Origin of the sequence: Pedobacter sp. UBA5917 (assembly GCF_002432345.1) — a bacterium.
Lineage (GTDB): Bacteria > Bacteroidota > Bacteroidia > Sphingobacteriales > Sphingobacteriaceae > Pedobacter.
The window spans coordinates 1-7,669 of the sequence record NZ_DJDT01000022.1 but is presented as its reverse complement, the minus strand read 5'-3'; the positions used below and the strand labels follow the sequence as shown (position 1 = coordinate 7,669).

General features: G+C 43.9%; 6 protein-coding genes. All 6 read right to left on the bottom strand.

What is annotated here, in order from left to right; translation table 11 throughout:
- Positions 1-77: 77 nt before the first annotated feature.
- Positions 78-569, bottom strand: coding sequence for a hypothetical protein (locus B2V92_RS01730; RefSeq protein ID WP_293304270.1), 492 nt, complete (start codon positions 567-569; stop codon positions 78-80).
- Between the two features lie 12 nt (positions 570-581).
- Positions 582-1,196 (bottom strand): alpha-ketoglutarate-dependent dioxygenase AlkB family protein, encoded by a 615-nt coding sequence (locus B2V92_RS01725; protein WP_293304268.1) that lies wholly within the window; start codon positions 1,194-1,196, stop codon positions 582-584.
- Between the two features lie 322 nt (positions 1,197-1,518).
- Positions 1,519-2,625, bottom strand: a complete 1,107-nt coding sequence (locus tag B2V92_RS01720) for a glycoside hydrolase family 88/105 protein (RefSeq protein ID WP_293304266.1) — start codon at positions 2,623-2,625, stop codon at positions 1,519-1,521.
- Positions 2,626-2,651: 26 nt separating this feature from the next.
- Entirely contained in the window at positions 2,652-2,987 is a 336-nt protein-coding gene (locus tag B2V92_RS01715; protein ID WP_293304264.1) for a hypothetical protein, read from the bottom strand.
- 62 nt (positions 2,988-3,049) lie between these two features.
- The gene (locus B2V92_RS01710; RefSeq protein ID WP_293304263.1) at positions 3,050-4,717 is read right to left on the bottom strand and encodes a RagB/SusD family nutrient uptake outer membrane protein; all 1,668 of its coding nucleotides are present in this window, start codon (positions 4,715-4,717) and stop codon (positions 3,050-3,052) included.
- A gap of 10 nt (positions 4,718-4,727) precedes the next feature.
- A partial coding sequence (locus B2V92_RS01705) for a SusC/RagA family TonB-linked outer membrane protein (RefSeq protein WP_293304261.1) occupies positions 4,728-7,669 on the bottom strand: 2,942 nt, incomplete at its 5' end.

The window sequence follows — 7,669 nt, the reverse complement described above, 5'->3', positions numbered from 1 at the left end:
GCGGCATAGGAGCGGAAAAAATCCTTATATTTTATCAGTATTAACTATAGTATAGTATTTTTAATGCTTCAGTTTTTTTAAACCTGCCACTTTTTTAAAGGGCTAAAATGTGTTTCCTGCTTATCGGCACTGGTTGCAAACATAAAATCGTTGCTAAAGTCGCTGTTATAAACCCTGAAAGAGATTTGCCATTCATCCTTCAGCATATCCGGTACAAACTGAAAGAAAACACGTTCGAAAAGTTCAAAATTGATATCCGGCTGGCACACCACCATATACTCATGGTCTGAGTTGGCGATTACCTGATGAACAAGCTTTGGCCACCGGGAGATAATCTCTGCAGGCAGACTCTGAAAATGCTGTTTCTCGATCAGCTTGGCGGCATCCCTGAGCATTGTCGTAGAAAGCTCGCCTTCCAGAATAGCCCACTCCCCGTTCTCATTTCCGATGCTGCACAAAAGTTCGTCGCCATCAAGTACCGACCATGGGCCGGAAGATGAAAACCGGATCAGCTTATAATGCTGATCTTCTCCATTGCCGTCTGTAAAAAAATAATCAAGTTCAGTCATGCTATTCCCCTCTTATTGCCCAATAATTTTTCGGAAGGTTAAATTTACCCTTGCTCCCATTGTTTTTGAAGACTTTGCTATCCGGTGATCCCATTTAGACTGCAGATCGCCTTTCATTAAGAGCAATGAGCCATGCTCGAGTTTTATTGTATATTTTTCGCTGTGATCAGCTTTTTTTCTGATATCAAACGGACGCACCTGTCCGAGCGAAAGCGAAGCAATAACAGGATGTGAGCCCATTACGGTTTCATTATCACTGTGCCAGGTAACAGAATCCTGGCCATCGCGGTAATAGTTTAAAAGTACACTGTTAAAGCTGATGCCTGCAACAGGTTCGATGAGTTGTTTTAACCGCAAAAGTTCATCGGTCCATGCCAAAGGCGTTGATTTTCCAAGCGCATTATAATCCAGTCCGTCCGGATCGCCATACCATGCCGAAAGCCTTGGCGTAAGCACTTCCTTATCGTACATTTTAACTGTTTTCTGTGTCCACGGTGTATATTCGATCATATCCGAAAGCATCTTGTGGCCTTCCTTTGCCGGAATAAATCCTGGCAGGTATTCCAGCACTTCGCTGGGAAGGCCGGGTGTTTGCCCCGATTCGCCAAAAAAACTCAACTGCTCCATCCTTTGCAAATATGCAAAACATTTTTAAAATACTAAAATTATTAGTATTTTTTTTTAATAAAAATGCTTATTGATCGGATATGTTAATGAAGATAACCTGGGGAAAATCATCCCCAGGATTATCAGGATGTGCACTCCCCGGCCGTATGAGATCGACCGGCGCTAACCAAACGTGGCACAATTTAAGGTAGTTATCTTGCAACATATAGAATACTGCTTAACCGCTGCCTGCATTGATAATCGGGAATAAAAAGATAATCCGCGTTTATCTGTTTGCATCTGTGGTTAAAAAGAACTTAGCATAATCATATGGGGCGTAGGCTTATTTTTCTAACAGGGCAAAAGTGCACCAGAGGTACGGAGATTGCCCATGCGAATCGCCAACATTGCGCGGGCGGTCGTAATAGTACTGTTTATCATTTTTCTTATTTGTTCCTACACAAACTTCGGCCACATCGCCTTTTTCGTTGATGTAGGGAACCAATGCCAGCCACGCTTTGCGGGCAACCGGCGCGTATTCCTGCTTATCCAGCCAGCCCCGCTTTACACCCGAAATAAGCGCATAGGTAAACATTGCCGATCCTGATGTTTCGGCCCAGCAATCAGCTTCATCAATCAACTGGTTCCACATTCCTCTTGGCCTCTGGTAATCTTTCAAGCTCTTCATCATGGTTTGGTAACCCTGTAGAATACGGCCACGGTCTTTATTATTTTTGGGCAAAAGGCGTAAAAGTTCGGCCATGCCTGCAGCCATCCAGCCATTGCCACGCCCCCAATAAAAGGGCACATCGGGTGCATGGTAAAAAAGACCGTTAGGGCGCTGTAACTTATCCAGGTACATCACCATTTCGCTGGCGGCCCTATCGATATATTTCTGATCGCCGGTAGCTTTAAAAGCCTGTGCCTGTACAATGGTGATCATATACATATCATCAATCCATAAACGGGTTTGCCACGAATATCCTTTGCTGTTCCATTCCTTCTGTTCGGCATTTGCACGCTCGGGCAGGCTCCACTGTGTATCGGCATAAGGCAGGCCCTGCTCGAGGTATTTTTTATCTTTGGTAGCCTGATAGAATTCTAAAGGAAGGCTGCCGAACATATTCAGATCGACATGGTTCATGATGGGCAATAACTGTTTCTCTTCTGAATTGAGCTTTTCGAACCGATCCTGCAATAACGAAAAAAGCTTTTTATCTTTAGTCTGTTCTGCATACTTAATGGCTCCGGTCCAGTTAAAAGTTTCGGGATAACTGATCCATTTTCCGGCATGAAGCATATGCTTTCTATCCAAAAAACGGTAAGCAAGCCTTTTCCCCACCTCTTTCGGGCCAAATCCTTCAGGAAAGTCTTTTAGCAGATTACCCTGGGCAAATAAGAACTGGCAGGGAACCGACAGCACCAGTAAGGTTAATAATTTTTTACTCATAGATTTATAGTTTGGTTTAAATTGTATTAGCGGAAAACTTTTTCCTTCAGAAAAATATAATCCGAAACCACGTTCAACATGGTTTGATAGTATACATTCTTGTTTAATCCTTCGCCACTAAAGCATACTGCATGGCCTTTACCCTGCCCTATTTCGGAAAAAACCAATTTAAAATCGGGCGAATATAGCCAGCTATGCATTACCTGATCATTTTGACCAATATGGCATTCGATGTTACAAACACCGGGCTGTACACAGGTAAAACCCAGGCTATAATTTACAGTCAGCTCTACTACTCCATAACCTAAAAGATCTACCAGTACTGCTACTGTTTTAATCTCTTTTTTGGTATTTTCTTCCATAACATTGTTTTACACAACGGTTATAAAAAGCGCTGTGGTGTGATTGGACTTAACAGATCAATTTAATATCCCGGATTTTGTGCCAGCCTTGCGCCATTATTCCTTTCTATTTCGGAAGCTGGTATGGGCCATAGGTTATAGGTTGGTAAAATATCATTGTAATAAGGATTGTACTTTTTCACCCTGTCGTAAACCAGTCCCAGGCGCATTAAGGTAATCCTTCGTTTTTCTTCCGAACCCAGCTCGCGCATACGCTCATCGAGGATATAATCGATATTTACACTTGCCGGCAATACAGGCGAGGCATTGGCCCTGCTGCGTACCACATTGATATCTGCAGCGGCCTTATCGAGCTGACTTAAGCCTAAATAGGCTTCGGCCCTTAACAGATAGGTTTCAGCCAGTCTGAACATGTACTGATCGGCATAAGTACCACCGGCACTGGCTTTGAGCAAGAGCTGCGATTTATCCTGGAACATCCCATCAGGGTGATCGCCCGGGGTGGTAACCTTCGATTGGAAGGCATAAAAGTCCCTGCGGGGCACAGTGATACCGGCCGGCGGATTGATGGTTGAAATGGTTTGGCCAAAGCGCGGATGGGCGGGATTGGTAACCTTAAATTCGCGCACAAAATTGAAAGGTGCGTTTCTGAGATCATTGTTAAAATCGCTCTGCCAGATCACATCCGAAAAATATTTGGTGGGTATTGCCCAGCCGATGCCACGGCCACCGGTATAATCGCTTATCGGATATAAAAATGGCTGTACGCTGCTGCCTGCAAGTCTGAAAGTAAGAAACTGCGGAGCAAAATGCCGCTCCATCTGATACGAACCGCCAATTCCAGTTGATACGGTACCACCACCCGGTACATCGGTTTCGAATTGGATTACCCAAAGGGCTTCCCTGTTGGTTCCGTTTTTCCGGTTCTGGTTGCCCCTTTGAAAAAGATCCCAATATACATTTTTAGTGGCATCTGTTGATTTTACCCCGAACCTGTTCGTCATTAAACCTACATTGGGGTTGCTGATCACGCTTGTTGCCGCATCTGCAGCATTCTGGAACTGCCCTGCAGCAAGGTAAACTTCCGACAAAAGATGATAAGCAGCCAGATTATTTACTTCTCCGTCCTGCACCAGGTTAATGGCGGGGAGGTTAGTTGCCGCAAATTTAAGATCGCTGATGGCCTGCTCAAGCACAGCTGTTTTTGTGGCCCTTACATAATCTGTTTTGGGATTAACAGCCTCTGTAATACTCAATGGTACCCCACCATATAAATAGGCCAGTGTGCGGTAAGCCATACCCCTGAAAAATTTTGCACGGGCTTCCATCAGTGTTTTTTCAGGAGCGGTTAGTTGAGAGCCGGGAATACGGTCGATAATGGTATTCGATTCGGCTACAATTTTGTACAGGGAAGTCCAGTGGATCAACGGGATTTCGGTACTTAAGGGAGAATATGCGGCAACCATATTGGTATGCCTGGTGGTAGCCGGCTGACCATCGAAAACCAGATCACAGCCAAATACATAATCGAAAGGGCGTTGTTCGCCACTGTTATAAAATTCGCTTCTTACGCGGTTATATTGGTTATTCAAGGCCGCTTCGTAATCTTTAGCGGTGATATAAGCATTATCTGTTATTAAGAAATCGAGTGGTTTTTCGTTCAGAAAATCCTTTTTACAGGAAACAAAAGAAATGGCAATAGCCGCTATAATGAAGGTAATCTTTTTCATCGGTTTTAATTTAAAATGTAACATTTAAGCCCACAGCATATCCTTTAAATACAGGCCGTCCATCATTTGTGAGGCCCTGGTTGGTTTCCGGATCCCAGCCTTCCCAATTGGTCCAGGTGGCCAGGTTCCGTCCGCTTACAAAAACATTCAGGTTCTGCAGCTTCATCTTTTCGATCAGTTTTCCGCTGAATTTATAGGACAGTGATACATCCTGCAAACGCACAAAACTGCGGTTCTGGAAAAGTGGCGGATTTAAAGTAGCCGATACAAATGACCGTGGATATTTACCGTTTGGATTATCGGGCGACCAAAAATCTATCCCGCTCAGGTAATTGTTCCTGATGGCATTATCATCCCTGATCACCCTGGGTGTATTACCGGCGAGGTAAGATTTTGAACCGCCCTGGATCGAATTAAAGAAAACGCTCAAAGTAAAATTTTTATACTGAAAATTGTTTAACAGGCTTAACCGGTATGCAGGTGCAGATGAGCCCAAAATGGCCCTATCGCTGGCATTGATTACCCCATCGCCATTCTGATCAACAATGCGGTAAGTACCGGGCGAATAACCTGTAGGTATCTTTTCGCCGATCTGGTAAATCCCGTTTACCTGGTAATCATAAATTACCGCGGTTGGCTGACCAATAAAAAGCCCGCTCTGCGGCAGATCATCTTCCACGCCATCGCCATTAAGATCGCCCAAAAGTTTAACTATTTTATTGGTGTTGCGGGCAAAACTTAATGTAGAATTCCATTGGAATCCACCACTATTGATATTTTTCGAGTTTAAAGAAAGTTCGATGCCCTTGTTGTTCAACTGCCCTATATTGGTAAGGATATTATTAAAACCTGTTATTACCGGAATATTAACCGAATACAGCAGGTCGGTAGTTTTCGTATTGTAATACTCCACTACGCCCGATAGCCTGTTCTTCAGGATGCTAAATTCTAGACCGAGGTTAGCTCCGGTGGTACGTTCCCATCTTAAGTCGGGATTGGGGAGCGAATTAACCTGTTGCCCCAGTTGGGTTGAGCCACCATCGCCAAAAACATACGAGGCCCCAACACCAACAGCAGCCAATGAGGAGTAACGCGAAGTCTGGTTTCCGGCAACGCCATATCCTATCCTCAATTTAAGATTATCGATCCAGTTTACTTTAAAAAATGATTCTTTTGAAATATCCCAACCTACCGACAGGGATGGAAAAACGCCATATTTATTATTCTCTGCAAAGCCAGAAAAACCGTCTCTTCTTAGGGTACCTGTAAACAGGTATTTGCTCTCGTAATTGTAATTTAAACGGATCATCTGATAGTTCAATGCCTCTTTCCAGGCGTTTGAAATGGCAAACCTGTTGGTTCCCTGCTGCAGGTTATCGTAACCCAGTGTTAACCTCGAAAAACCTGTAGAATAAGCTCTTGTATAGCTATTTTCGCGTTCGCTGGCGCCATAAAGCAGTGTTGCGGTAAAACTGTGCTTGCCTATCGTTTTGTTATAGGTTAAAAGGTTATCGAAGGTATAATCGTAATAAGTTGTATTTTCTTTCGAGGCCTGGCCGGTAAGGTTGGCATCGTACATATTGGAAATGTTTTTCAGATCGAGGCGGTAATTGTTACCGAAACTGATTTTATAGCTAAGGCCTTTAACCGGTAGCTGTACATTGGCATATACGTTGGCAAAGAAATAGTTGTGCCGGTCGTAATCATTTGCCTGATAGTTTAGAAACGGATTAACCAGGTTAGTGGCAAAAGGATTGATTTTATAATTCCCGTTATTATCCCAGGGTAAAATCAATGGCGACATGAGGTTAATATCGGTAAAATTTGGTTCTACGCCATCCTCGTTGGTAAAGGTTCCGAATGATTGCAAACCAATGGTTAACCAGTTGGTTGCTTTTGATTCGATATTCGCCCTGATGGTTTTTCTCTTAAAAAGATCGTTTTTGATAAAACCCGAATTTTTCGTCAGGCTTCCTGATAAGAGATAGGTAACTTTTTCGCTTCCGCCCGATACGCTAAGTTGGTTATCGATAATAGATCCTGTTCTCGTGGCTTCATCAAACCAGCTAAAATCGTTCGGCAGCAGATTACCCTGCGCATCTTTCATTGAGGCATCAACCCTCGAAACCAGATCGAATGCAGGGTTTGGCTGGGTAAAATCGGGTGCCAGAAAAGCCTGATCGTAATACAGATACTTCACATGGTCCAGGTATTCATCCCTGCCCATTGGCTTTAAATCTATATTGGGTTTTTGGGTGGCAAATTGCGTTGAAAATGATATTTTGGTTTGCCCAATGGAGCCTTTTTTGCTGGTAATTAAAATCACCCCATTTGCGGCCTGTGCACCATATACCGCGGTTGCGCTCGCATCTTTTAATACATCGATAGAGGCGATATCATCAGGATTGATCGAAGTTAACGAACCAAGGTACTGTACCCCATCTAAAATAATCAGGGCATTCTGATTGCCGCCCAGCGTATTCTGTCCACGTATACTGATGGATGGTGTGGCACCTGCCCGGTTTACCTGGCCAACATTTAAACCCGGAACCGTTCCCTGCAGGAGGTTGGCCACATTTGTGGTGGGCGCATTCCTGAAATCGTCTAAATTTGCCCGCACTACAGAACCCGTTACATCGGCTTTCTTCTGTGTACCATACCCCACCACCACCACTTCATCCAAATCTGATTGGGAGGATTTTAAAACAATGTTGATGTTTTTAAGGCTACCAACCTCTTTCTCCTGTACATCATAACCGATATATGAAAACGAAAGAACAGCCTGTTCGTTCGGAACGGCGATTTTATAAACTCCGTTTTCGTCGGTTACCGTAACCGTTTGGCTATCTTTTACCTTAACAGAAACCCCTGGAATGGGTGATTTGGTTTTTTCGTCGGTTACTTTACCTGTAACGATGATATCGGCTCGGCCAACAGCGGCAAACCGTGGCC